Here is a 24,140-nt window from a genome sequence, read left to right on the forward strand (position 1 = left end):
AATGAAAAACCATCCTTATCGGGATATGACGGCCGCAATGGTTCGCACCGGCATATTAGGGTTCGGCGGCGGACCTTCCGTGATTCCGCTGATCCGCCATGAAGCGGTCAATAAATATAAATGGATTGACGATGATGAATTCGGAGAAATATTAGCAATCGCTAATGCGCTTCCCGGACCGATTGCCACCAAAATGGCTGCTTATCTGGGCTTTAAGCTAAAAGGCACAATAGGTGCAGTTGTGGCGACCCTCGCCCACATTCTGCCTACATGTCTTGCGATGGTGGGCTTGTTTGCGGCTGTAAATGTGTTAAGCCATTCAGCAATTGTTGCAGGTATGATTGGTGCTGTCACGCCGGTAATTGCGGTCATGCTCGGAATCATGGCGTACGAGTTTGGCCAAAAAGCGCTTAAAGGTTTCGGCTGGGTCACCGGTATCCTGTTTTTTATCATCGCTTTTATCGGCCTGCAAACTTTACAGATTAATCCCGGCCTTGTCATTATCATTTTCTTAGCATACGGGGCGTTTCATTTTAAACTGAAAGACAAAATCACAAATAAACATTCAAAAGATAAAGGAATGTCAGCCTCATGATATCGATCTATTTATTTATGGCGTTTTTTATCGCAAACCTACTGGGATATGGCGGCGGACCTGCGTCTATCCCGCTAATGTTTGAAGAAGTCGTAAACAGATACAGCTGGCTCTCAAACGATCAATTCTCAAATATGCTCGCACTTGCGAACGCATTGCCGGGCCCGATCGCCACGAAAATCGCTGCGTATGTCGGCTACAGCGCAGGCGGGTGGCCCGGCTTCCTAATTGCCCTGATCGCAACCGTCGTACCGTCGGCGCTCGCATTGATCGTCCTGCTGCGCATCATCCAGCGCTTCCGCCAATCACCTGTCATCAAAGGCATGACGCTGTCCGTCCAGCCTGTCATCGCGGTCATGATGCTCATTCTTACCTGGCAAATCAGCGCAGACGGCATCAAAGCGATCGGCTGGATCCAATCGATCGTGATTGCGGGAATTTCGCTCCTTGCCATGACAAAATTCAAAATGCATCCGGCATTTTTGATTATCGCGGCGTTTTTATATGGGGGCCTTGTGATCCCTCATTTATAGAAAAAAGCACCTTGACAGGTGCTTTATTTATTTTGGCCCAGAAATGCCGTTTGATATGACAGCTGTTTCTTCTCCTGCGTCACTCTTGATGATGTGCTTGACTTGCAGCGTGGTTCCTGCCATTCTCACAGATTGCTTCAACTGGGACGAATTGGTTTCAACTTGTATCCAAACAGGAGGCTGGACCTTCCAAAATAAAAAGAATGCAAGAATCAGCATGCCAGCAACGACCGACAGCAAAAACTTCATATCGCATCGCTTCTTTTCAGTAAGCGGCTCGCAGCGGACAGCGCCTGATGATCACGAAGAATATCGCCTGGACGATTGCCTTCTCCCAGCACATAACCTTTAAAGGGCATTCCCATAAAATGAAAAATATGTTCGAATTGCTGAATCAGCGGCAGCCCTTTTATTTTTGGATTGTCTCCGCCCACTGCTATTACATATGCCTGTTTCACTGACATTTGCTGTTTAAAATCAGGAAATCTCGGATCTCTCAACGTCTGTGACCAGCGATCAATAAACAGCTTTAATGTCCCTGACATGCCAAACCAATAAATTGGGGTGGCGAATACAAGAATATGGCACTGCAATATCCGTTCAATGATAGAATCGTAGTCATCTTGAACAGGACGAAAGCCGCCTTGGGCGTGACGCAGATCTTCAATTGGCTGGATTCGATATTTCCGCAAATGAATGTGCTCTGTATCGAATCCTTGAACAGCCTTCTCCGCAAGAATATCCGTATTTCCGCCAGACCGAGTTCCGCCGTTAATAACCGCAATTTTCATGATGCATCTGCTCCTTTGTTTACGAATGATTTTCTTCATCTTATAATGGATTCATCAATCAATACAGATGATTATTTCGATTAATCCAATCGCTAAAACCGATTTAGAAAGGAAGAGAACAAGTGGAATTGAAGCAGCTGATCACCTTTATTACGGCGGCAGAACATGTAAACTTCACCCTAACCGCCAAAATGCTTAATTATGCACAATCAAGCGTTACCTCTCAGATCAAATCACTTGAAGAAGAAATTGGGACGCCTTTATTTGAACGGCTCGGCAAGCGGCTTATCTTGACAGAAGCAGGAAAAACGTTCAAATCTTATGCGCAGAAGATCATTGCGTTAACAGAAGAAGCGAAAATGGCCGCAAATCAAGTAAGAGAAACAACCGGAACCTTAAAAATCGGGGCGACGGAAAGCCAGTGCACATACCGCCTGCCCCCTATCATAAAAGAATTTAAACAGGCTTTTCCCCAAGTAAAGCTCATATTCAAACCATATATCTCCAATGAACAAGCGAAAGAACAGCTCTTACAGGGCCAGCTTGATATCACCTTCATCTTGGATGTAAACCGGATGGAAGACGCACTGCACGTTGAATCTTTGATTCAGGATGAGATCAAAATGGTGGCTGCTAATGACCATCCTTTTCCTGCGGATTTACCAGTAACATTGAAGGATCTTCAAAACGAAACTCTTCTGCTGACAGAGGACGGCTGCTCGTACCGCACGCTCTTTGAGAACAATTTGCATGACTCCGGTGTCTATCCTAACAAATTGGAATTCGTCAGCATAGAAGCCATCAAACAATGCGTGATGGCCGGACTTGGGATTGGAATCTTGCCTGAAATGACAGTAAAAGATGATATTGCAGCAGGCCGGATGAAAGAACTCAATTGGCAGAGCGATTGCCCCGTTTTCACTCAATTAGCATGGCATAAGGACAAGTGGATGTCTGCGCCATTAAAGGCTTTTATCGATTTGACACGGAAAACATTCAAATAAAACCTCTCCACAAGGACGACAAGGTTTTTGAGACCATGAAAGCACACACATACAAAAAAACACTTGATGACTTAGAGCCCCAAGTGTTACACGTGATTTTTCTGTAAAACGTTCGCAAAACATGCGTCTCAACGTCAGCCAGGCGGACAGGGATCGGCAGCCTGCTTTCTTGATTGATCAAGCTCATCGTGATCTGATAGCTGCTGTCTAAATCAATATAATTACCGCAAGACAAGAAAATAGGCTTCACGTCCCGCCGCGTTCGCAGCGCCCGGCCATATACCTCGCCGTCAATGAGAATATCGGTGTATGCACCGACTTCATTTTCAGGCATCACGAAATCATAGCCTTTGATTTTGAGATAGGTTTTCGCAATCCCAATCGTCGGCTTGCCCAGAAAAAAAGCCGCATGGGTGGCAACGCCCATATGGTTGTAATGCAAATATCCGTTGCCATCAAACAAGAAGACATCCGGCTCCGTCTCCAGCTTTTTCGCCGCCTCGATGATCAAAGGCAGCTCACGAAACGCAAGAAAACCGGAAACATACGGCACGCTGATTTTCCCCATGCTGTGCACTTTTTCAATGACTTCTTTTGTATCAGCGTCAATCACGATAATACTGCACACTCCGTATGGTTCTCCGTTCTGCTCCCAATAGGCGAGATCGACGCCTGCGCAGGTGTTGATGGAGTCTAGGTTGATGGAGGTGGATAGGTTGATTTTATGGATAAGGGATTGTTGTGTTTTTACAAATTCTTCTCTGTTTAGGTTGAAAGAATGTATTTGTTTAACATGCATCTAAAATCAATCCTACCTCCTGTTAACTAGTGTCTGTTTTTCTTTGTATTCATTTTTACTTTGAAAACTTACAACTCCAGGTTCTGCAAACTTTATTAATAGTTCTAATTAAATGTTTAACTACATTTCATTATTCGTAACTTTGTTTAATATAAATTCTATATTTTTAACTATTTCAATATGGCTATTTGTCTGAAATTCATATATGGGTTGATCCCAATCCTCATTTTGCATCATAACTAGTTGATAAAATCCATTAGCATCCGCATCTGGATACCAACCTAAATCAAGTAAGTAATTTTTACGAGAGTATGTTAATTGCATTAAATCTTGTGAAAAAAACAACCATTTTTCATCGTCTGGTGCTAGGTTTTTCGGATCAATTTCTCTAAAACTGTTTTGATTTATGGTCCATCCTTTTGGAATCCTTAAGGGTTGTAAACTTATTTCTGGCATTTTTTTTATCTTTCTCATAAAAGCCTCCTATTACTTATCAATACCAAGTTGTTTTAAATACTTATCTAATCGACTTCCAGCAATCGGATGACCATGATATTCACCACCAGAAAACTCCGCTCTAATCCAGCTTGTTGGTGTACCTAGATCATAACCGACTGTTTTTCCTGCATCATAAATGAAATAATAGTTGTTATTTCCATTATCAATAATATGACCTTTTAGAAGTGCCTCTTTTTCTAAAGCTTTGTTATTCACATCTGGTAAGTACTGAGCAGCTTTTTTACCTGTCATACTAAAACGTTTTGCTTCTTCAGGTGTTTTAGCCTTAACATGTTTATGACCATGCGGAGTAAACGAAGCATTATTAAGCATCGTTCTAAATTCTTTACGACCATAATATCCATCGTGAGCTACTTTATCGTGATTTTTAGAAATGTTAGGACTATGAGAGCTTCCCTTACGACCGCCATCACTACCATCTTCACAATCCCAAGATCCTTAACAGCCGTCTTTTCCACATCTACACGTACTGTCGGGATTCCGAATGTAAAGCCCTCCGGAGTTACTGGGCGTTCTGCGTATACGCGGACGTTTGTTGGGACTTTGAATTGTTTTACTTTTTCTAGTGTTTTGTTTGCTTTTTGGACTTTTGAATGGGTTGCAAGCGGGATGCCTTTATCAATATGTTTCGCCAATGCACCGGCTCCAACCAAGCTCAATGCCGCTTCGAGCGCCCCTTGCTTCCGCTTCTCCTCAGACACTTTGTTTCCGAACATATCCCGGCCTGTGACGGCTTCTGAGAATCCGTTTGACGCTACAAGGCCGTATGCACCCATTTCTGTCATTTTGAGAATGTCTAAGGATTTGCCTGTTTTGTAGGCGTCTAATGCGTGTTCAGCAGCGATAGCTGCTTTTCCGGTTTTGTAGATGGCTTTTCCGCCTTTGAAGGCCCGGCCTGCCCAGCCGACGACTGGTATATATCCCACGGCTGCCATGGTGCCGACTGTGACGCGTTCAAAGCTTATACTTATTTACGCTATATAAAACAGTGGACAACAATCTAATAAAAAAACCTTGAAAGGCTTCAGTGCCAATCAAGGTAGAAAATCAAACCAACTCGAAGCGTTTATTTGTTTTTAATAATGCCTTAAGATTTTTTAACAATACTATTAATTCCTTCAAATATAATATCTCTCATAACTTCATTATTACTGTTATAATTTCTTTCATTTCTAATTTTATTAAAAACCTGCTTTATAACCCCATCAATCATTATTGTTAATCCTTCTATATCTTCTTCACTCCCCTCCTTTTTAAAACTTTCATTTATTATTACCAAGCTATCATCTTTTGACATTTTATTTTCTCCTTTACTCTCTTTCTTTCTCATTAAAAACTTTGTCTATATAATTTACATCATCAAAAATCCAGTATCTATCCTCTTCAGGAATATAACTAGTAAAGTCTTCCCGAACCCCTGTCCAATTATTAGGAACATAATTTTCAAAAGGTAATAACTCAGGATACAGCGAAAGAAGCATTTTTTGATTAAAGTCTATATATAATGATGGCCTTAATTCTAGAATAGTACTTTCATAATCCTGATGTTCAACTAACTTCTTTAATTCTGAAGACGGGATAATATAGTCAGTATATTCTTTTAAATAAAGACGATAATTATCTTCATTTACAACTGAAATGTTATTTCTTAGAGAAAGAGCAAAGTCCATATCAAAACTAAACCCGTTTTTTTCATAGGCTTCTTTATATTTCATGATATCTAGTATCCAAACATCTCTTTCTGTTAGATACCATGAGAATTGAGAAGAAGTCTTTACCCCGACTATTATATTTTGGGCATACTCCGGTTTTAATAACAACGAAAACACCACTTTCTCATTCTATTTTTTTGGCTGAATGCCCATATTCCTCTAACCACTCTATCCATGGTTCCGCCGGAAGTTCATAACTAACTCCCGGTGTCGTAGGATCAACAAGCTTTGGAGCAGTTCTCCCCTGGTTACGAGGGTTTTTAGTATATCCATACTGATCAATTACTGTCTCCTTGATTAAATCATCAACCTCTTTAGGTACCTTAAATTCTACAATTTCTCCGCCTGGTCTTGCTACATCTCGATAATATTTAGCGTGTTCTAAATTGTAAGCACTTATGTTTAAATCAGCATTTTTAATAGGAATAACAATGCTTCCATTACTATTTACTTTAATTCTATACTGACTTGTTTTATTTCCCGCTCCTCCGCCTTGAACTCTGTAATAACTTACTGATTGTTCGACAGGATCGACAGATTTTTTACTTGATTGTAACTTATCATTATTTACTTTCTTCGTATATAATTGTTTCTTCTCTGGCTTTAAGTCAAATGTATGGCCAGTCGAAGTAACAATCTGTTCTTTATTTATATGACCACTTTGCTTAATTTTAGAAAAAGAATAACTCTTATCAAGATTTCTTCCCATCGATAGCGTATTGTCAACCGACTTCGCCAATGCACCAGCACCAACCAAGCTCAATGCCGCTTCCAGCGCACCCGTTTTCCGCTTCTCCTCAGACACTTTGTTTCCGAACATATCCCGGCCTGTGACGGCTTCTGAGAATCCGTTTGACGCTACAAGGCCGTATGCACCCATTTCTGTCATTTTGAGAATGTCTAAGGATTTGCCTGTTTTGTAGGCGTCTAAAGCGTGTTCAGCCGCGATAGCTGCTTTTCCGGTTTTGTAGATGGCTTTTCCGCCTTTGAAGGCCCGGCCTGCCCAGCCGACGACTGGTATGAATCCGGCAGCGGCCATAGCTCCTGCTGTCACACGCTCTGCGGTGGAGAGTTTTTCTCCGGTAACCGGATCAACGCCTTCGGTTGCTCTTTTATAATCATAATAGCCAGTGACTTCTCCAGTAAAGTTGCAAACTCCATCCCATGTTTTTTCGTACCACGGTTTGTTTGCTTCTTCCTCGGCTTTTTCCTGGAGCCGTCTTGCTTCTGCTTGCTGGGTTTTTGCATCGATATAGGTTGTTCCTTGATTTTCTACTTCAATGACGCTTTTGTAGACTTCATTGCTGTGGAAGGCTTTTTTGTCATAGTACATAGGAGAAGCGCTCTTCCCATTGCTGGTGGCCTGCATGAGAACGGAATATTTGGTGAGCACTGCGTTGTCCAGAGATTCTAAATTTTGATATTCAGTTGTCAGGGATTCATCAAGCTTATCGACAGCTGTGATCGTGTCACGTCTGATTTTTTGGGCATCGCCCATCTTATCTGCATAGTCGTCAAGCGTATACATGTCGAGGTCAATAATATCGCTGATGCCTGACAAAATAGAATCGATTTCTTCTTTATGGGCGGAGACAATCTCTGAGGCTTTCAGGTCTCCATTGGGCAGCTCATGATCCAAAAAAGAAGTTTCCACATATGAATCATTCAGTTCTTGATCTTTAATATCTCCTGAAATGCCATTTAAAAACGCAATTTGAGCAGAGACAAGCGTCAGCCAGCTGTCTACGATTTCCGCCTGTCCCTGAAAAAAATCTTTAATATTGTCCGCGCCTTTTCCTTTAAAATTATCGCCTAAATCTGCAACTCCCTGAAACGCTTTTTTCAGCGTATTCAGCTGCTCCTCAAGCGTCTCATATTGCTTTTTTCTGCTCTTCGCTTCTTCGATTAAAGATTTAGATTCAAATACTTTGCTCATCGCACTGCCCTTTCTTTTCTATTTTACCGCTATCGCCTCGTCCTGCTCTTTGAGTGAATCTACATTATCCTTTGTATCCTCGATATTTTTCTGTACCGCTTTTTTATAATCTCCGAGCATGGTTTTGATGTTCTCCTCACGCTCATGGTATTTTTTCGTATAATCGAGTTTGTTTTTTCCATTGGACCCCGCGGCGCCGATTGATACGTCAGCAAGCGCATCTTTGACAGAATCCAATGTTTTGATGACTGTGTCGTACTTCAGCTTAATTTCTGACATAAAAAAAGATCACCACCATTTTAGTTTACTAATTTGTCTTCCTGCTTCTTCTACGAAATCTTCTCCTTTAGCAAGAAGGTCGCCTGCGGCATTCGCTGCACTTTTTGTCAAATTCAGCTCAAATTTCTCTGTCTCAAGCCAGAATATTTTGCTTTGAATCGAAGCCATATACTCGTTATATTTATCATTCACAATCTTGGATGCTTCCGATTTCGCCTCTTCTCTTCCCTTGTCGAAATCATCGGCTTTTGTTCCCGTCCAATGCTTGCCCAATTCCGGTTTCACAATTTCTTTGATTTCAGTGATTGCCTCTTCTTGCAGTGTGTCTATGTCCTTTTTTGCTTTTTTCAGCTTTTCGATCTTGTCTTCCACGTCGGAAATTTTTCCGTTGAGCGAACTTTTGATATCCGCTAGCATACTTTCATAACCCATCTGAATCACCTCTTAATACTCAAAAAGTCGTATGGAGGGGCTGATGAAGATAGACTTTTCCATACTTTATTTCCATATATTATATTTTAAAATAGCCAGAAGGCGGCTTAAATAGGGTAAATGGCTTAATTTAGGCATATAACGCTCTTGGAATGTAGGTATTTGATCTTGTTTTTGTTCGTTATACAGCTAATAAAAGCGTTTTATCAAATAGAAATACCTAATGTCATAGTTATAAAGGCACTTGAAAGAAGCAGATTTTGTTGGCCTGCCTCTTACCGTGCTGAGCTTATTGTTCATCAGGTCGATCACGTCTGATTTTGTCATTTGGCTTCTATTATTCCCCCCTTCTGACCCTTTGGATCAAAAGCTTGTATTAGCTGCAGTCCCAGTTATACAGAACGTTTGAAAAGTCTTTTTTCCTTAGATCGTCAGGTGTGATGAAAAAATTGGCGATACCGACGTCTCCCCACATTGAATCGATATCATCGTCTGAATCAATTTGTAAAAGCATGATGGTGTGTTCTTTATATGCGTATTCCCGTGGATCATGCTGGGTAAAAGAAGCGTATCCGCCGATTTTATGGCCAAATCCGTTTTCAGCCAGTTCATTATAAATGTCTTCTTCATCCTCGCCGAACTGACCAAAGAACTCCATTGTTTCCATGCCCGTATACTGCTCAAATTGAAAATCTGTAGGCAGCACCCATTCCGAAGATTTCACAGGCTCGACTGCCGCTTCTGATAAAATCGGAAAATCACATTCGCCTGTGCCAATAAATGAAAAATCAGAAACAAGCTCGTCTTCGTTTTCTATGATATTTTCAAAATAGATCACTCTGAAATCCTTTTGTTCACATCGATCGTCAAAATTCAATCCATAGACGTCATCATGAACAGAAATGTAGAACTGCAGGATACCTGAAGAAGGGTAGCCGTCAAGCTGGGGAATGTGCGAGAAATTAATCTGTGCCAGAAGCTTCATCGGCTGTCCATTTTCATCAGTCGGGTATGTTTCATGCTTGGGGAAATAGGGATCACCGGCAATTTTGCTGTCATATCGTCCTGTTTTCCCTTTTCGGACATTCAGTTTCACGTATTCTTTCGCTGATTTCTCCAGCAAGTCGCGGTACGGTCTCATTTTTTCGGGCAGATGATTCATCAGATTCTCTCCTTTTCCGGCATCTCCAATTATTTTTGGAAGGTTTTATTTTCTGGTTTTCTTCTAATGTTTTTCAAACGAATGTTTAAAGAAGACCTACTTCTGCATAATTTTCCAAACAATAGTTAAATAGTAGCAAATGTATTCAGCACCCCGCAATAGATGAAAAAAAGACTGGTGCGCAACCAGCCTTTCTTTTTCATCTATTGAATTGCACCTGACGGAACAACCGCCTTCCGACCGACAGAATAATACTCCACTCCTACAGCCGCAGCCTCATCCAATGTGTAGCAGTTTCTGCCGTCAAAAATGAGCGGCTTTTCCATCAAATCCTGATAAGCCGCTAACGGAAATTGTTTAATGTCAGCCCAGTCGGTTAAAATCATGACGGCGTCAGAACCTTTGACAGCTTCCTCGATCGTCTCTTTATATTCAACAGCTTGCGGGAGAACATGCTTTGCATGGCCGACTGCAATGGGATCGTAGGCTCTAATACGGGCGTCGAGCGCAGCGAGACGGTCTGCAATAACAATTGACGGCGCTTCTCTCATATCGTCGGTATTCGGTTTAAATGACAGGCCTAAAAGGGCAATCGTTTTTCCCGTCACCCCGCCGAGCCTGTTCAGCGCTTTATCAACCAGCATCGCCTGCTGATTGTTGTTGACTTTGATAACCGATTTCAGCAGTTCAAAATCATGCTCGACATTGCCGGCAATTTGCACGAGGGCGTTTGTGTCCTTTGGAAAACAAGAGCCGCCGTAGCCTATGCCCGCTTTCAAAAACTGGCTCCCGATCCGCTTATCCTGTCCCATCCCGTACGCGACTGCTTCAATATCGGCGCCGACCTTTTCACATATATTCGAAATTTCGTTTATAAAACTGATCTTAGTGGCCAGAAAAGCATTTGAGGCATATTTGATCATCTCGGCGCTTCTGATATCCGTTTGGTAAATCGGGATTTGAAACGGACGGAAGAGCTCCTCCAGCGTATTTGCTGTTTTCTCATCGGCCGTCCCGATCACGATCCTGTCACCATGAAAGGTGTCATAGATCGCCGACCCCTCACGCAAAAATTCCGGATTGGATGCGACCGAAATACTGACAGGCTCCGCTAGATGTTCAGTGATCAGTCCATTAATCAAATCGTTTGTCCCAACGGGCACTGTGCTTTTCGTTACCACGACTGTATCTCGTTTGACATGCTTTGCGATGCGTTTGGCCGCATCTGTAATTTGCTCCAGATTGGCGTGCCCATCGCTTTTCTGCGGTGTGCCGACCGCTATAAAAATGATGTCTGCCTGTGCCAAGCCTTTCTCATAGCTCGTTTCAAAGTTCAGCCGTCCATCAGCTGTATTTTTTCTCATCAGCTCTTCAAGACCTGGTTCAAATATGGGGGAAATGCCCTTTCTCATTTCATCAATCTTGTGAGCGTCAATATCAATGCAGGTTACATGATGTCCAATCTCAGAAAGAGAAACACCTGTCACAAGACCGACATAGCCTGTTCCGATGACTGTTATATTCATTGTTTCCCTCCAACAGTTAAATTGCTGCTTTGCAGCTTCCGTAATATCGTATGAGAACATCCTATCATGAATGCGAATGATCTCCCGCATAGCCTGTCGGGTACAGCCTGTACAGATTTCTGAAATGTGATTCAACCATACAATACACTATTATATCGCTCTCAAAAAGAAAGTGGTGAAATGAGAATCGGCTGTTAAAAAAGACCAAACAATTTTCTTCTTTTGACCGGCTGCGGAGGCTGTCTGAAGATGGTCTGATTCCGCAGGAGAAGCTCTGCATTTTCCGTCAGCATATAAGGAAGTTCCGAGCCGAATTCTTTCTCTAGAACATAAAGAGCCTCTTGGGTGTGAAAATTTCTCGTTTTCACATTATGGGCATCTGAGGCTACGAAATGGATCAAATTGGCTTCAACCAGCCGGAGAGAAAATGCTTTCAGCTGCTTGCCGAAGGTCCCCGCAAGACTTCCTGAAGTAATCTGAGATGCTGCTCCTTTTTCCACAAGATGATACAGCAAAGACGGGTTTTCGCGAATTTCCCTGTTGCGTTCAGGATGGGCGATAACCGGAATATATCCTTTCAGCTGCAAATCATAAAAAAGCTGCTCCGCATATCGGGGAACGTGATCAAACGGAAACTCAATCAAGATGTATTTTGTATTATTCAGCGAAAGCAGCTGCCGTTTGGCAAGGTCTTGTTCCACCTCGCCGTAGATTCTGATTTCCTGTCCCGGAAGCACATGTAAAGGAATGTCTTCTTTGATTAAACGTTTGTTTAACTGATTTGCTGCTTCTCTGACTGCGGCTGGCTCGTTTTTATACACACCGTTGTTATGATGAGGTGTCGCAATGATCGTCCGGATTCCCTGACGAACAGCGGCTCTTGCCATTTCTATGCTGTCAGCCAAATCACCTGCCCCGTCATCCATTGCGGGAAGAATGTGACAGTGAATATCGATCATGTCCTAGCCCCCTTTTTTCGCAAAAATAAATAACGGGCACGATGCACGTTATTTATTTTGCATGAAATTGTCCTTGTTTCCGTAATATCCGTATTCAGAGTGCTTCGAAAGCTTTTTGCCGTTTATAATCGCCCCAAGGAGCTTGCTTTTGCACGTTTCAAGCGCCTCTTTCGCTTTTGCGGCTTGTTCTTTTTCTGTTTTCCCGCTTGAAATAACCAGAACAGAACCGTCTGCCACGTTGCCTAAAATCTGTGCATCTGCTACGGCAAGAATAGGCGGCGTATCAAAAATGACCATATCATATGCCGCACACGCTTCGTATGCAAGCTCCTTCATCCACTTCGAGGAGAGAAGCTCGGCCGGGTTTGGCGGGATCGGGCCGCTCGTCAGCACGTCAAGATGTTTTTCATTCGATGCTTGTACAGCCTGCTCCATAGAGCTTTTCTTTAATAAAACAGATGTTAAGCCAACCGTATTTTCAAGAAAAAAGGCCGTATGTACTGTTGGTTTTCGCAAATCAGCATCAATCAGGAGCACTTTTTTTCCCTGCTGGGCGAATACGACAGCCAGATTGGCGGCCGTTGTTGATTTTCCTTCCCCCGGACAAGCCGATGTAATCATCACTGATTTCATTTGCCGGTCCACTGAAGCAAATTCTATATTCGTGCGAATCGTCCGATATTGTTCAGAGTTCAAGGATTTCGGCTCTGTCATTGCAATGACATTTCTCCGCATCCGCGAGTCTCTGCTTTTTCTAAGCGCCAAAATGTCCACTCCCCGTTTTTTCAGATTGGAAACCCTGTAAGGTCTTTGCTGTTTTCTGCTCATTCGCAATGGTGGAAACTGTCCCTAAAACAGGTATGTCCAGCAAGGATTCGAGCTGCTCTTCCGATTTGATCGTATTATCCAAATGCTCAAGCAGGAAGGCCAGTCCGATGCTTCCCGCCAATCCGGCCGCAAACGCGATGGCAATGTTTAGTAGCGGCTTTGGCGATACAGGGGACGGATGTTCTGAAACCTCGGCTTTTGACAGAATGCTGACATTGTCAACATTCATAATGGATGTGATTTTGTCTTGAAAAACAGATGCTATAGTATTGGCAATATGAGCCGCTGTTTCCGCGTTTTCATCCCTGACTGATATGTTGACCACTTGGGAGTCCTGTTCGCTGGATACGGTAATTTTGTCATTCAGTTCTTGGGATGTCATCGACAGGCCCATTTCTTTAATGACTTCATCTAAGATGGCAGGGCTCTTAATGATGACATTGTACGTATTGATTAACTGAAGATTGGTTTGGACATCGTTAAATTGGACTTCTTTTCGTTCATTTTTCGATTGGTTGACCAGAATCTGAGTTGAATTTTCATAGATGGGTGTAAGTGCGAAGAAACTAATGAGTCCGCCGGCAGCAGTGGCAGCTGCGGTTACAATCATAATCAAAAGTATGCGTTTTGTTAACGTTGATAATATCTCTTTTAAGCTAGTAGATTCTCCCATGATACCTCCAAATCTCTTATAACATCCTTTTCCATTTACGATTATACAACGTTGAAACCGCATTTCTCCAGCTTTTCACGTGACATAATTCGACATTTTTTTACAAAACGAAATGTTGCTCTTTTTTATGTAAGCGCTATATTTACTGTGTTGACAGCGCTGTCTCATTTTCTCTTATTCGTGCAGTCACGTAACCTCGCATAAAAAAATCCCGCAAAAGGCGTGCGGGATTTTTATGTTGCATATCCATTTTTAATATGAGAAATCAAATTTTCAAGCATTTCCTTCGTCGTCATCTCAGATGACTGCTCACCAATTTCATGTGCATGCATCAAAATTTTCAGAAATTCTTCTTGATTCAATTTCTTTTCACTCATCTTTTTTTTCCTTTCAGCTTCCATTAAGTTGAAAACACGATTATTATATGATGCTGGTTATCAATTTGCAATCTCTAATACATCATTCGACACATCCCATTTTTTATGTCCTTTTTTAGGAAAAACTTTTTAAGGCCGATGTGTTGCGATATAATAGAGAAATTGGATCTTTTTATTACGTGACTCGGTTAGGAGCGATAATCATGCTTCAGAATATGATTTCCAAAGACGATGTGCTGGCATCTGCTGAACAGTTAAAAGAACTTCTTCCTTACAATGAGGAAAATGTTCAGCTGATCAAAAAAGCCCTTATTTTATATCGGCAGGATTCAGTCTATCGTTTACAAGCAGTGAGTCCGACGGAAGTTACGGCTTACGTGCAGGATGTTGTACCTGTGCGGGTCACATTGAACTTGTTTGTCATAGTCAAAAGCGGCTGTTCATGTCCGTCCGGAAGAATCTGCCGCCATATGCTGGCTGTGTTTTTATATGTATATGCAATGTTCGAGCGAGTGGGTACTTTTACAGAGTATTGGCTGGAGAGGGAAAAGCTGGAGGAAAGCAAAGAGCTCGTCCGCCGCCAGTTTCAGGAAAAGGTGCTGCCTAATGAAGAATCGCTTTCAAGCTGGCTTGCTTTTTTTGATTCAGAGTTTTCTCTCTGGCAGGCACGTACGCCAGAAGGCAGCCAAAACATGCAGGGCCTCTATTACGGCTACCTGTCCGCATTAAAAAAACATGCGCCGAACAAGCCGGAGCTGAAAAGCCTGTATCAGATTCATTCCGCGATTGCGGTTTGGCTTCGCATGTTCACATTGATTGAAGCGGGCAAGCTAAACCCCGAACTTGATTTTTATTCCCTCAATCCGTACGTTGAACAGCTGATGGATACAATCTACAGCTCTATTGATAAATTAAAAACGTACGCGCTGTCTTTTGCGCTTGATCCGTTTTTGGATAAAACACCGGATGTTATCCGACCTTTGCTGTTGAAAGAAGAAATTTTCCAATATGAACGCATCCGCGTCTTCGGTGAAATTTGGAGTGCGCTGCTGTCGCGTCCAAAATGGGTGGCACGCGAACAGGAGATGTTGAAAAAAGAAGCAGGACGGCGTTTTTCTCCCGAATTGCAATTCGGGCGCCTGCATTTGGAATTCCTGCAAAAGAATGATGACGTTATTTTTGCGGAAGCGGATCAATTCCCGCCGGAAGCGCTCCCTTATACGTTCCAATGGCTGAGTGAAATGACTGCCAAGAAGGACTGGAAACGGCTTAAAACATGGTACCAGCAAATTGAGCCAATTGCGATGGGTTATACGAAGCTGGATAAGCCGTTTAAAGAGATGCGCGATGTGATCGGCGAGTTGTTCCTTCTGTTGAATGCCTATGTGCAGCAAACCAATGATCAAGCGCTGTTTGAGCGCTTTGCCGCGGGCTGTCTGCCGTATACGTTCACAGAATACAGCCATCATTTATATGAAAAAAAACGCTATGCCGAGTGGATTGAAATTCATAGCCTTGTCGGCTTTTCCATCAATGAAATGGATAAAATGATGCTCAAGGAAATTGCAGCGAGCGACCCTGAGGCGCTTATACCGGCTTACCATAGAGAAGTGGCTTTTTTCATTGATCAGAAGAACCGCAGCTCGTACAAGGAAGCCGCCCGGTATTTGAAAAAATTGCGCACCCTGTACAAAAAAGCGAAAAAGCAGAAGGTGTGGGAGCGGTATATTCAGCTGCTGAGCTCGCATTACAAGCGCCTGCGTGCGCTTCAAGAAGAACTGCAGAAAGGAAAGTTGATTGATGGCGAGTCTTAAAGAAATTCTCATCCACGTCGAACAAATGGAAGATGGGTCATTTACGCTCTCAGCCTTTGATGAGAATGAGCAGCCTCTTCCCTACAGCCATATGAAAAAGCATTTGTTCCAATGGCATGAATCCTCATTTTACGGAACCTTTCTAGAGGATGTCAGCTTCATCGGGACGACTGCTGTCCTGCTATCTCCATGGATGACTGTAGAGCTTCTCGGCAAAAACTCGTTCAACTCATTCAGCTCCGTGCAGCTTACAGAAGAAACGGAGCCGCTGATCGAGGCGGCATCGACCATCTACGAATTTATCGCGGACGGCGATTTTATGCCTGACTATGACGCATGGACAAACGGTGTTTTTCGCTGGAAGGACCGCGATAATATACTGGAGGGCTTTACTGCGGAATGGTTTTCCGCTGCCGTACAGGATTACATCCAGTACGACGATGACCTGCGGGAGAAATGGGAACATATCAAGGAGAAATCGCCTGCGGTTACGACATTCCGCGGCCATTTTCTTGATGAAGAGGATTTTCTGGAAGGCATTGGCTGGATTGACGACCAATCTCCATTTACTGTCGGCTTGCGCTTAAATGAACCGGACTTTGACGGAGACGAATGGAAGATCGAGATGTTTTTACGCGATAAAAAGAGCGGCGCTGTAGAATTCTTTGACGGACTGAAAAGCCTCAAAAAATCGTGGCAGGCGTACAGCGATAAAATCGCGCGTGAGCAGGACCGCTTTCACAGAACGGTTCCGTGGCTGTCGTTTGATTCCGGGACAACGCTGATCTCGGAGGAAGAAGCCTGGATCTTCCTGTCAGAAGCAAGTGAGACGCTTGTCGATATGGGGGTAGAAATCCTCCTGCCGTCCTGGTGGCAGATTGTCAGAGACAGCAACATGATGCTGAAAGCAAAGGTGTCGTCTTCCCCGCGCGGCGAGTCATTTGTCGGCATGAATGCACTGCTTGATTTCAACTGGCGGTTTGCGACAAATGGAATTGAACTGACTGAGGCTGAATTTAATGAGCTTGTCGCCAGCAACAGGCGCCTTGTTAATATCCGCGGGCAATGGGTTAAAATCGATCCGCAGTTTATCAAACAGATGAAACGCCTGATGGAAAAAGCAGAATCAGAGGGACTCCACATGTCTGATATTCTGGCGCGTGAGCTAATGGATCAGCAGGATGGCGGACTTGAGGATTCGGATCTGATTGATACATCCGCTTTCGCAGGCATTCAGTTTGATCTGTCTAAACAGCTCAGGTCACTGATTCGAAAGCTCACTGCCGCGGAAAACCTGCCGGAGCACGAAGTCAGTCCTTCTTTCAAAGGAACGCTCCGCCCTTATCAGAAATACGGCATGAACTGGCTGCTGTTTCTGCGGGAAAGCGGTTTTGGCGCCTGTCTGGCTGACGATATGGGGCTTGGGAAAACGATTCAAATGATCGCCTATTTCCTTCACGTGAAGGAAAGCGGCCGGCAAAAAACGCCTCATTTGATTATTGCGCCGACATCCGTACTTGGCAACTGGCAGCGGGAGCTTCAAACCTTTGCCCCTGATCTGTCTGTCGCGCTCCATTATGGGCCGCGCCGGCCAAAGGGTGATGATTTCGCCGCGCATTATGAAAACGCAGACGTGGTGCTCACTTCATACGGTCTGTCACATGCCGATACTGAAGAGCTTACTTCTGTGACATGGAACACGATCTGCCTTGATGAAGCGCAAAATATTAAAAACGCGCATACGAAGCAATCACGCGCAATCAGGAAGCTGAAGGGGCTTCACCATATCGCGCTGAGCGGCACGCCGATGGAAAACCGACTGACTGAGCTGTGGTCTATTTTTGACTTCATGAATAAAGGCTACCTCGGCAGTTTGACCGGCTTCCATAAACGCTATGTGCTGCCGATCGAAAAAGACCGGGACGAAAAGAGAATCGGACAGCTTCAGCAATTAATCCGGCCATTCCTTCTCCGCCGGACGAAACGGGATGAAGAGGTCGCGCTTAATCTTCCTGAGAAGCTGGAAGAAAAAGAATTTATCCCTCTGTCAGCCGAGCAGGCATCCCTTTATGAGCAGCTCGTCAAAGACACTTTTGACCATATGACATCCCTGACCGGCATGCAGCGAAAAGCGCTGATCCTCAGCATGCTTGGACGGCTCAAGCAAATATGCGATCATCCCGCGCTTTATTTAAAGGAAGAGCAAACCGAGCTGCTGGCCGGCAGATCAGTCAAGCTCGAAAAATTGCTGGAACTGATGACAGCGATCCGCTCCCAAAACGAAAGCTGCCTGATTTTCACGCAATACATTCAGATGGGGAACATGATGAAGCGGCTGCTTGAAAAAACGTTCGGGGAACCTGTGCAATTTTTAAATGGGAGTCTCTCCAAGCAAGAGCGGGATACACTCGTTGAGAAATTTCAAAGGAAAGAATATCCGACACTGATTCTTTCACTCAAAGCTGGAGGCACCGGACTTAATTTGACCGCCGCCAATCACGTCATCCATTATGACAGATGGTGGAACCCGGCGGTTGAAAATCAAGCGACTGACCGTGCATACCGCATAGGCCAGGAGCGCTTTGTCCACGTTCATAAAATGATTACGACGGGAACAATCGAAGAAAAAATTGATGTCATGCTTGAATCCAAGCAAACCCTGAACGATCAAATTATCCAAAGTGAAAACTGGATTACCGAGCTTTCCACACAGGAGCTTGAAGAACTGTTTACATTAAGCGCTACAGCGCAATGATCATGACTAAAAAAGCTGGCTCTGATAGAGCCAGCTTTTTTCCGTTCATAGCCGTCACGCCGAATCTCCAAAAAATCCGTTACGCCGGTTATATCAACAGGATGCGCTTTTGGAGCAGCACATATACCTACAGCAAATGTTTCATCATATGTGCGACACCATGTTCGTCATTGGTTAAGGTGACAGCATCGGCTATCGATTTGATGTCTTCCCGGGCATTGCCCATCGCTACACCTTTTCCCGCAGCCTCCAGCATCGATTTGTCATTTAAACTGTCACCTACAGCAGCGGTTTCCTCGAGCGGAATATTCAGCTGTTTTGCAAGCCTCTTCAGCGCCTGCCCCTTGGAAGCTTTGCGGGAAGAAAGCTCAAAGTTGTGCTCAGCCGAACTGACAAGCGTCAAATCTTCGGCATGCTCATATCTTTTCCAGCCTGCCTCAAGCTTTTCTTTGAAGAAAGAAAAGCCGAGAATATTGTAAAAATCGATTGGCTGATCGGCTTCAAACAGCTCTTGAAAAGAGTTAATGTAAGCAAAGCCCGATTGGCTGTATTGCACCTCGGCCGCCTGCTTAAGGACAGAAAGATCTGTTTCCGGGTTTGCGCTTCTAAATCTGTCCAGCTCAACATCAAGAAGTTCTCTGCCGTTTTGAGGCGTATAAATCGCTGAACCTGTGAATACCTCATAATAATAGTTTTCCGACTCAAGCCATGAGAGAATGTCATACGCCCGTTTCGTATCAATCGTTTCGTGATGATAAAGCCTGCCGTCGGGATCGTGAATGACGGCGCCGTTTGCACTGATCACCCATGTTTTGATCCCCAGCGGTTCAAAGATTGACATGACGTCAAAATGAGCGCGCCCAGTTGACACCACCACTTCAATGCCGTCCAGCTGCGCCTGCCGCAGTGCGTTTTCATTTTCCAAGCTTACCTGATGCTTGCTGTTGAGTAAGGTTCCATCTAAATCAATCGCAATTAATTTCACGTTTGTCAGTCCTTTCCTTCATCCTGCTCTGTCACGAGAAGCTCAACGCCGTTTCGGTCAAGCAAGTCACAAAATGCCTGATTCGGCAGCCTGTCTGTAATCAAAAGGTCGATTTCATTCAGCTCCGCATACTGATAAAAACTGGTGCTGCCCAGCTTCGAATGATCTGCAAGCGCGATGACCTGCTTTGCCTGCTGTATCATTTTCCGCTTCACCATGCCATCCTCTTCATGCGCAATTGTAATGCCATGTTCGGAAATACCGACCACACCAATCAGCGCTTTATCAACATGGTAGCTTGAGAGCTTTTCAATCACAGAGGACCCGTACAGAAAGCGGTGCTCCTTTTCCAGCTTGCCTCCCAGCAGATAAATTTCAATTCCCTCTTTATCGGACAGCACATCCGCAAGATTAATCGAATTGGTGATTACCGTACAATCAACCGCATTCAAATGCTTTGCACATGCCTGAACAGTTGTAGAGGCGTCTAAAATCACCCGGTCTCCATCATGAATAAGCGATGCTGCAAGCCTGCCGATCTTATTTTTTTCCTCAGACACTGTTTTCAGGCGGCCGGAATAGCTTTGAATTTTCTGATGCACAGTCGGTAAAATGGCGCCGCCTCTTGTGCGGATGATGGCATTCTGTTCCTCAAGTTTCACAAGATCTCGTCGCGCTGTATCCCTTGACACTTGCAGGAGCGTACAGATCTGCTCCGTTGTAATTCGGTTATGCTGTTTTAAAAAATCCAAAATCGCTACTAATCTTTCTTCTTGGTACACGCCCTCATTCCTTTTCTCAGCAATCATTTATAAGTAATTATAAGTTTTTATTTGATTTTATTCAACATTAATAAGTGATTTTAAGTAAAAATGCGTCGAGAGAACCAATTTTTCCTAAGTAGGCAAAAAGAAAGAACCAGTCTGGTCGACTGGTCAATTTTGAGGGGATGATGCGAAGATCCGGATAATAGTGAATGGATAGATAACGGGAGGAGCAGGGGTGTCAATCAGCAGCTTTTTCCCGGGGTTTAGGGTCCATAAAACGAACAGTGTCAGCCAACACTTCTGTTACATACACGTTAACGCCTTCCTCGTTTTCATAGCTTCTTGTCTGAATCCGTCCGCTTACGCCGACGAGAGAACCTTTTTGGCAATACAACGCCGTGTTTTCAGCTGTTTTTCTCCAAAGTGTGCAATTGACGTAATCAGCTTCGATTTCACCTGAAGCATTCTTGAAGCTGCGGTTCACCGCGAGCGTAACATGTGCAACTGCCGCACCGGCGGAAGTGTAGCGAAGATCAGGATCTTTTGTAAGACGTCCGACAAGCATGACCTGATTGAACATGCGATTCCTCCTCTCCTTGCGGTTGTATGTATTGTAAATGATGCAACAAGAAAAGAAAAACGCTTAAAAATGGCTTTCAGCCTCTGTTTTTATCTTTCGTTTTCATTTTTCCTTCAGCTAAAAACATCTTTTGCTTTTTTCCTTTGAAGAAATATGTACTTTTTAAAAAACAGAAAAAGATTTGCTTTGTCAGCCAGTTTTGCGTATTCATGCGCACATAGGAAGAGCCATCCCACGCAAACCACTGAAAGCTCAATTTTTTTTCCGGCATTGACAGCTTGATTTTATACTGCTCCATGCCATCTTGTGTTTCGTATAAAAAACTTATTCTTCCTTTTTTGTTCAGATGAACCTCAAACACTTCTTTACGGCTTAACATATATGTTACTTCCTTTTGAATCAAATGGCTTTCAGAAGGAGCGCCGTCAATATAAATTTCTTTTAAACGAAATTGATTCATACCACATCTCTCCGTAATCCATAGTCAGTTACAGTATAATGAAAAAATAGAAATTATTAAATGTTTCGCTCATACAAAATTCTTTAGCCCCAGCATTGCAGGATTTTTTCCTCGAAAACGTTTATGTTATAATGGAAGGCAAGAAAACTTTGGAAGTAATCGGGGTGAGAAGAAATGAAAACCTTTAAACTGGTTGACCTGAATGTGGAACGAGTGGACAAGGAAGAACAATCAATCGAACAGTTTCCCCTTATTGACGGACTGATTATAAATAAAGAAGACGGTGAAAATCACTGGCTGATTGAGGCGCTTGTACAGAAAGAACATCTGTCTTTTTTTGAACAGCTTCTAAACAGCCAATCTGAAGCCAAAGTATTTGTAACGATCACGAAAAAAAGCAATCGCCCCGCCCAGCTGACAGCAGCAGTGAAAAATATCGTCAAGCTGGAAGAAAGCATCCAGGTTTTACTCTATGGACAAATGGTCACAAGAAAACAGCAGGGCACTGAAACCATTCTCGAGTCCCTTGTAAAAGAGGGCTATACAGGAACAAAACTCATTGAGGCATTTAAACAAAAGTTATAAATATGAGGGGGCATGTTCCCCAAAACAGACACAGAACCGAAGAGCATCACAATAGACATTTAGAATAGATATGTTCTGCATGAAAAAAGCTGCCGTTTTGAACGGCAGCTTTTCTTTTCGTGCTTTCACTCTTGCATATTTAATTTGTATGGCCAAAAGAATCAACCAATTCCCCTTTCACAACAAGGCGCCCTTCAGTTTTGACCGCCTTGTCACATGTGATTAACGTAATCTCTTTTCTGTTTGTCTCACGAATTACATCTGCATCCATTTCCGATATGATGTCTTTAGATGTTACAGAATAGATATAATCCTTTTTAAAATCCGTGATGACAATTTGGGCACCTGTTTTTATGTTTTCCAGAGGTCCGAACAGAAGATTCTTTTGCTTCAAATGATGGCCCGCCAACGGATAATTTCCCTCACCCATTTTTTGATCCGGGCGCATTGTTGCCGCCCCTATCAAAAGATTTTCATTGGTTGTGCCTTTTACGATCGGAAGCTCCAGATCGACACTTTTAATTGTTATCCGCCGCCTTGATTGTGAAGTGAATCACGTGCTTTCGACGTTCTCCACTTGACTGGAATGCTTTAATGGCGATCCCGGCATCTGTAGCTTCAGGCTTTCCTTCAGAGGAATCAGAAATCTCAAACTCTATTTTCTCAGTGTTCAGCACATAACCGGCTGGCGCTTTCGTTTCAACAAAAGCGTATTGTCCCGGTGCAAGGCCTGAAGCTGTGACTTTATGATGCCGGATATGACTGGTTTCGAAGTCTGTATGAAAATTCGCGAACGATTCAGCATGGTGGATCTTCCGGTTCTGATCATTACAGCTGCCATTATCGGCCATGACAAATACAAGGCTTTTCATGCCGGAGCGAATGACATTTTGCAAAAACCTTATCATTACTCTGAATTTATGGCGCGTATTCAAAACCTGATCATGATGAAACATACAGCAAATCAAGCCACAAGAATGGAAATGGCGTTTCTCCAGTCGCAAATCAAGCCTCATTTTCTTTATAATGTATTAAACACGATTATTTCTCTCACTCATTTGGATATTGAAAAGGCCCGGGAGGTAACAGAGGAATTTACCAACTATTTAAGAATGAGTTTTGACTTTCAAAATACATCAGCCATCAGTTCCTTCAGACATGAGCTTTCGATTATCAATTCCTATCTTTCTATAGAAAGACGCGATTCGGTAATCGGCTTGAGGTTCTTTTCGATATAGATGAAGACATTGACTTTATCCTTCCGCCTTTAATGATTCAGCCCTTGGTGGAAAATGCCGTTCTTCACGGTGTCAGCAAGAAAAGAGGCGGAGGATGGATCAAACTGACAGCTAAAAAACAAAGCAAAAATGAGTATCACATCAAAGTAGAGGATAACGGTGCGGGGATGCCTCCGGAAAAACAAAAAGATCTCTTATCTGCGGATTTCGATCGCAGCGTCGGGTTGAAAAATATCAATCAGCGGCTGAAACATTTTTGCGGAAGCGAGTTGATGATCATCAGCACTCCGGATGCAGGCACCTCTGTCTCAATGCTCATTCATCTCGCTGAAACAACAGAAAGCCCCGCGGGACTGAAGGACATAGAACGAACCTAAACGAAAATTGAGATAAAAAAAAGACGCCGTTTATAACGGCATCTTTTTTATTCCGGCGACTTTGCTTGCTGCTTCAGCAGGTCTCTGATTTCTTTCAGCAGCTCCTCCTGCGCATCCACCGCTTCCTCCGCAGCCTCTTCTTCTGCTGCTTCTTTTTTGCGCCTTAACCCATTCAAAGTCCGAATGACGATAAAAATGGAGAACGATATAATTAAGAAGTTCACAATCGTCTGTATAAAGCTGCCATACTTCACTACAGCATCGCCAAACGTAAACGACAGGCCTGAAAAGTCAAGCCCTCCCAGCAGCAAACCGACCAAAGGCATAATGATATCATTTACTAGAGATGTGACGATCTTTCCGAAAGCGCCGCCTATCACAACACCAATCGCAAGGTCTACGATATTCCCCCGCATGGCAAAGGCTTTAAATTCATTCCACATACAATCACCTG

At 43.5% G+C, this 24,140-nt stretch carries 27 protein-coding genes and 5 pseudogenes; 7 read left to right on the plus strand and 25 right to left on the minus strand.

Annotated elements, in window-relative coordinates; genetic code table 11:
- The first annotated feature begins 1 nt into the window (after position 1).
- Positions 2–595 carry a chromate efflux transporter subunit ChrB gene (gene chrB / locus MKY10_RS19360; protein WP_014481123.1) on the plus strand — a complete coding sequence of 198 codons (594 nt, stop codon included), beginning with the start codon at positions 2–4 and terminating at the stop codon, positions 593–595.
- Positions 592–1,128 (plus strand): chromate resistance efflux protein ChrA, encoded by a 537-nt coding sequence (gene chrA / locus MKY10_RS19365; protein ID WP_029726023.1) that lies wholly within the window; start codon positions 592–594, stop codon positions 1,126–1,128. Before chrB ends, chrA begins: the two co-directional genes overlap by 4 nt.
- 27 nt (positions 1,129–1,155) lie before the next feature.
- On the opposite strand, the gene MKY10_RS19370 is transcribed toward chrA, so the two are convergent.
- Positions 1,156–1,377 (minus strand): hypothetical protein, encoded by a 222-nt coding sequence (locus MKY10_RS19370; protein ID WP_014481125.1) that lies wholly within the window; start codon positions 1,375–1,377, stop codon positions 1,156–1,158.
- Positions 1,374–1,919 (minus strand): flavodoxin family protein, encoded by a 546-nt coding sequence (locus tag MKY10_RS19375; protein ID WP_014481126.1) that lies wholly within the window; start codon positions 1,917–1,919, stop codon positions 1,374–1,376. Before MKY10_RS19375 ends, MKY10_RS19370 begins: the two co-directional genes overlap by 4 nt.
- Positions 1,920–2,041: 122 nt before the next feature.
- Between MKY10_RS19375 and MKY10_RS19380 the strand changes: the two genes are divergently transcribed.
- On the plus strand, positions 2,042–2,923 hold the full coding sequence (locus MKY10_RS19380) for a LysR family transcriptional regulator (RefSeq protein WP_014481127.1): 882 nt from the start codon (positions 2,042–2,044) through the stop codon (positions 2,921–2,923).
- Positions 2,924–3,020: 97 nt separating this feature from the next.
- On the opposite strand, the pseudogene MKY10_RS19385 reads toward MKY10_RS19380, so the two are convergent.
- From MKY10_RS19385 to MKY10_RS19460, 16 genes and pseudogenes are all read right to left on the minus strand, one after another.
- Positions 3,021–3,722: pseudogene (locus MKY10_RS19385) on the minus strand (endonuclease V); the annotation flags it as partial.
- A gap of 120 nt (positions 3,723–3,842) precedes the next feature.
- Positions 3,843–4,196 carry a hypothetical protein gene (locus MKY10_RS19390; protein WP_014481129.1) on the minus strand — a complete coding sequence of 118 codons (354 nt, stop codon included), beginning with the start codon at positions 4,194–4,196 and terminating at the stop codon, positions 3,843–3,845.
- Positions 4,197–4,208: 12 nt separating this feature from the next.
- Positions 4,209–4,553 carry a hypothetical protein gene (locus MKY10_RS19395; protein WP_031601064.1) on the minus strand — a complete coding sequence of 115 codons (345 nt, stop codon included), beginning with the start codon at positions 4,551–4,553 and terminating at the stop codon, positions 4,209–4,211.
- Between the two features lie 332 nt (positions 4,554–4,885).
- Positions 4,886–5,197 (minus strand): annotated as a pseudogene (locus tag MKY10_RS19400) (transposase); the annotation flags it as partial.
- A gap of 131 nt (positions 5,198–5,328) precedes the next feature.
- Positions 5,329–5,538, minus strand: a complete 210-nt coding sequence (locus MKY10_RS19405; protein ID WP_021480772.1) for a hypothetical protein — start codon at positions 5,536–5,538, stop codon at positions 5,329–5,331.
- A gap of 13 nt (positions 5,539–5,551) precedes the next feature.
- Entirely contained in the window at positions 5,552–6,070 is a 519-nt protein-coding gene (locus MKY10_RS19410) for a hypothetical protein (protein WP_033881787.1), read from the minus strand.
- Between the two features lie 7 nt (positions 6,071–6,077).
- Positions 6,078–7,889 (minus strand): T7SS effector LXG polymorphic toxin, encoded by a 1,812-nt coding sequence (locus tag MKY10_RS19415; protein ID WP_031601067.1) that lies wholly within the window; start codon positions 7,887–7,889, stop codon positions 6,078–6,080.
- Positions 7,890–7,907: 18 nt separating this feature from the next.
- Positions 7,908–8,168, minus strand: a complete 261-nt coding sequence (locus MKY10_RS19420; RefSeq protein ID WP_003227825.1) for a YwqI/YxiC family protein — start codon at positions 8,166–8,168, stop codon at positions 7,908–7,910.
- Positions 8,169–8,177: 9 nt separating this feature from the next.
- Entirely contained in the window at positions 8,178–8,600 is a 423-nt protein-coding gene (locus MKY10_RS19425; RefSeq protein WP_010332155.1) for a DUF5082 family protein, read from the minus strand.
- A gap of 219 nt (positions 8,601–8,819) precedes the next feature.
- A pseudogene (locus tag MKY10_RS19430) lies at positions 8,820–8,927 on the minus strand (hypothetical protein); the annotation flags it as partial.
- Between the two features lie 49 nt (positions 8,928–8,976).
- A complete protein-coding gene (locus MKY10_RS19435; protein WP_046160937.1) occupies positions 8,977–9,762 on the minus strand; it encodes a YwqG family protein in 786 nt (261 codons plus the stop codon).
- Between the two features lie 203 nt (positions 9,763–9,965).
- Positions 9,966–11,288 (minus strand): UDP-glucose 6-dehydrogenase UglF, encoded by a 1,323-nt coding sequence (gene uglF, locus MKY10_RS19440; RefSeq protein WP_339225983.1) that lies wholly within the window; start codon positions 11,286–11,288, stop codon positions 9,966–9,968.
- A 194-nt stretch (positions 11,289–11,482) separates the two neighbouring features.
- Positions 11,483–12,247, minus strand: a complete 765-nt coding sequence (locus MKY10_RS19445) for a tyrosine-protein phosphatase (RefSeq protein WP_153529909.1) — start codon at positions 12,245–12,247, stop codon at positions 11,483–11,485.
- Between the two features lie 48 nt (positions 12,248–12,295).
- Positions 12,296–13,012, minus strand: a complete 717-nt coding sequence (gene ptkA, locus MKY10_RS19450) for a tyrosine-protein kinase PtkA (protein WP_041519554.1) — start codon at positions 13,010–13,012, stop codon at positions 12,296–12,298.
- The gene (gene tkmA, locus MKY10_RS19455) at positions 13,002–13,748 is read right to left on the minus strand and encodes a protein-tyrosine kinase activator TkmA (protein WP_003227811.1); all 747 of its coding nucleotides are present in this window, start codon (positions 13,746–13,748) and stop codon (positions 13,002–13,004) included. The genes ptkA and tkmA overlap by 11 nt, the downstream gene beginning before the upstream one ends.
- A gap of 233 nt (positions 13,749–13,981) precedes the next feature.
- Positions 13,982–14,125, minus strand: a complete 144-nt coding sequence (locus MKY10_RS19460; RefSeq protein ID WP_003242876.1) for a hypothetical protein — start codon at positions 14,123–14,125, stop codon at positions 13,982–13,984.
- A 203-nt stretch (positions 14,126–14,328) separates the two neighbouring features.
- Here MKY10_RS19460 and MKY10_RS19465 point away from each other — a divergent pair, with 203 nt between their 5' ends.
- Positions 14,329–15,939: an SWIM zinc finger family protein gene (locus MKY10_RS19465; RefSeq protein ID WP_339225984.1), complete on the plus strand. Its 1,611-nt coding sequence runs from the start codon at positions 14,329–14,331 to the stop codon at positions 15,937–15,939.
- Entirely contained in the window at positions 15,926–18,694 is a 2,769-nt protein-coding gene (locus tag MKY10_RS19470) for a DEAD/DEAH box helicase (protein WP_038427969.1), read from the plus strand. Before MKY10_RS19465 ends, MKY10_RS19470 begins: the two co-directional genes overlap by 14 nt.
- A 127-nt stretch (positions 18,695–18,821) precedes the next feature.
- Here the strand turns inward: MKY10_RS19470 and ywpJ are convergent, their stop codons facing one another.
- The 4 genes from ywpJ to ywpG all read right to left on the minus strand — a co-directional run bounded on the left by ywpJ (position 18,822) and on the right by ywpG (position 21,486).
- The gene (ywpJ, locus tag MKY10_RS19475; RefSeq protein ID WP_038427970.1) at positions 18,822–19,679 is read right to left on the minus strand and encodes a phosphatase YwpJ; all 858 of its coding nucleotides are present in this window, start codon (positions 19,677–19,679) and stop codon (positions 18,822–18,824) included.
- Between the two features lie 5 nt (positions 19,680–19,684).
- Positions 19,685–20,461: a transcriptional regulator GlcR gene (gene glcR, locus MKY10_RS19480; RefSeq protein ID WP_003244075.1), complete on the minus strand. Its 777-nt coding sequence runs from the start codon at positions 20,459–20,461 to the stop codon at positions 19,685–19,687.
- Between the two features lie 223 nt (positions 20,462–20,684).
- Positions 20,685–21,026, minus strand: coding sequence for a single-stranded DNA-binding protein SsbB (gene ssbB, locus MKY10_RS19485; RefSeq protein ID WP_003227798.1), 342 nt, complete (start codon positions 21,024–21,026; stop codon positions 20,685–20,687).
- A 76-nt stretch (positions 21,027–21,102) separates the two neighbouring features.
- Entirely contained in the window at positions 21,103–21,486 is a 384-nt protein-coding gene (gene ywpG, locus MKY10_RS19490; protein ID WP_015714843.1) for a DynA interaction protein YwpG, read from the minus strand.
- A gap of 174 nt (positions 21,487–21,660) precedes the next feature.
- Between ywpG and MKY10_RS19495 the strand changes: the two genes are divergently transcribed.
- Complete coding sequence (locus MKY10_RS19495; protein ID WP_014481144.1) at positions 21,661–22,071, plus strand: YwpF-like family protein; 411 nt, start codon at positions 21,661–21,663, stop codon at positions 22,069–22,071.
- A 139-nt stretch (positions 22,072–22,210) separates the two neighbouring features.
- Here MKY10_RS19495 and MKY10_RS19500 read toward each other — a convergent pair.
- A pseudogene (locus tag MKY10_RS19500) lies at positions 22,211–22,603 on the minus strand (class A sortase); the annotation flags it as partial.
- The gene (locus MKY10_RS19505; protein WP_116758329.1) at positions 22,590–22,967 is read right to left on the minus strand and encodes a prealbumin-like fold domain-containing protein; all 378 of its coding nucleotides are present in this window, start codon (positions 22,965–22,967) and stop codon (positions 22,590–22,592) included. The pseudogene MKY10_RS19500 and the gene MKY10_RS19505, both read right to left, overlap by 14 nt.
- On the opposite strand from MKY10_RS19505, the pseudogene MKY10_RS19510 reads away from it, so the two are divergent.
- A pseudogene (locus MKY10_RS19510) lies at positions 22,851–23,686 on the plus strand (histidine kinase). The gene MKY10_RS19505 and the pseudogene MKY10_RS19510 sit on opposite strands and share 117 nt — an antisense overlap.
- Before the next feature lie 47 nt (positions 23,687–23,733).
- On the opposite strand, the gene mscL reads toward MKY10_RS19510, so the two are convergent.
- Entirely contained in the window at positions 23,734–24,129 is a 396-nt protein-coding gene (gene mscL / locus MKY10_RS19515; RefSeq protein ID WP_021445844.1) for a large conductance mechanosensitive channel protein MscL, read from the minus strand.
- Positions 24,130–24,140: the final 11 nt, after the last annotated feature.

Source organism: Bacillus sp. FSL P4-0290, assembly GCF_037975435.1.
Taxonomy (GTDB): Bacteria; Bacillota; Bacilli; order Bacillales; family Bacillaceae; genus Bacillus; species Bacillus subtilis.

Bases quoted from the DNA above. Each gene is read 5' to 3' on its own strand.
- uglF (WP_339225983.1), bottom strand. From the start codon at position 11,288: ATGAATATAACAGTCATCGGAACAGGCTATGTCGGTCTTGTGACAGGT.
- ssbB (WP_003227798.1), bottom strand. From the start codon at position 21,026: ATGTTCAATCAGGTCATGCTTGTCGGACGTCTTACAAAAGATCCTGAT.
- chrB (WP_014481123.1), top strand. From the start codon at position 2: ATGAAAAACCATCCTTATCGGGATATGACGGCCGCAATGGTTCGCACC.
- MKY10_RS19495 (WP_014481144.1), top strand. From the start codon at position 21,661: ATGAAAACCTTTAAACTGGTTGACCTGAATGTGGAACGAGTGGACAAG.
- MKY10_RS19460 (WP_003242876.1), bottom strand. From the start codon at position 14,125: ATGAGTGAAAAGAAATTGAATCAAGAAGAATTTCTGAAAATTTTGATG.
- chrA (WP_029726023.1), top strand. From the start codon at position 592: ATGATATCGATCTATTTATTTATGGCGTTTTTTATCGCAAACCTACTG.
- tkmA (WP_003227811.1), bottom strand. From the start codon at position 13,748: ATGGGAGAATCTACTAGCTTAAAAGAGATATTATCAACGTTAACAAAA.
- MKY10_RS19470 (WP_038427969.1), top strand. From the start codon at position 15,926: ATGGCGAGTCTTAAAGAAATTCTCATCCACGTCGAACAAATGGAAGAT.
- mscL (WP_021445844.1), bottom strand. From the start codon at position 24,129: ATGTGGAATGAATTTAAAGCCTTTGCCATGCGGGGGAATATCGTAGAC.
- MKY10_RS19405 (WP_021480772.1), bottom strand. From the start codon at position 5,538: ATGTCAAAAGATGATAGCTTGGTAATAATAAATGAAAGTTTTAAAAAG.
- MKY10_RS19465 (WP_339225984.1), top strand. From the start codon at position 14,329: ATGCTTCAGAATATGATTTCCAAAGACGATGTGCTGGCATCTGCTGAA.
- MKY10_RS19445 (WP_153529909.1), bottom strand. From the start codon at position 12,247: ATGATCGATATTCACTGTCACATTCTTCCCGCAATGGATGACGGGGCA.
- MKY10_RS19390 (WP_014481129.1), bottom strand. From the start codon at position 4,196: ATGAGAAAGATAAAAAAAATGCCAGAAATAAGTTTACAACCCTTAAGG.
- MKY10_RS19420 (WP_003227825.1), bottom strand. From the start codon at position 8,168: ATGTCAGAAATTAAGCTGAAGTACGACACAGTCATCAAAACATTGGAT.
- MKY10_RS19415 (WP_031601067.1), bottom strand. From the start codon at position 7,889: ATGAGCAAAGTATTTGAATCTAAATCTTTAATCGAAGAAGCGAAGAGC.
- ywpG (WP_015714843.1), bottom strand. From the start codon at position 21,486: ATGAATCAATTTCGTTTAAAAGAAATTTATATTGACGGCGCTCCTTCT.
- MKY10_RS19435 (WP_046160937.1), bottom strand. From the start codon at position 9,762: ATGAATCATCTGCCCGAAAAAATGAGACCGTACCGCGACTTGCTGGAG.
- MKY10_RS19370 (WP_014481125.1), bottom strand. From the start codon at position 1,377: ATGAAGTTTTTGCTGTCGGTCGTTGCTGGCATGCTGATTCTTGCATTC.
- MKY10_RS19425 (WP_010332155.1), bottom strand. From the start codon at position 8,600: ATGGGTTATGAAAGTATGCTAGCGGATATCAAAAGTTCGCTCAACGGA.
- MKY10_RS19375 (WP_014481126.1), bottom strand. From the start codon at position 1,919: ATGAAAATTGCGGTTATTAACGGCGGAACTCGGTCTGGCGGAAATACG.
- MKY10_RS19395 (WP_031601064.1), bottom strand. From the start codon at position 4,553: ATGCTTAATAATGCTTCGTTTACTCCGCATGGTCATAAACATGTTAAG.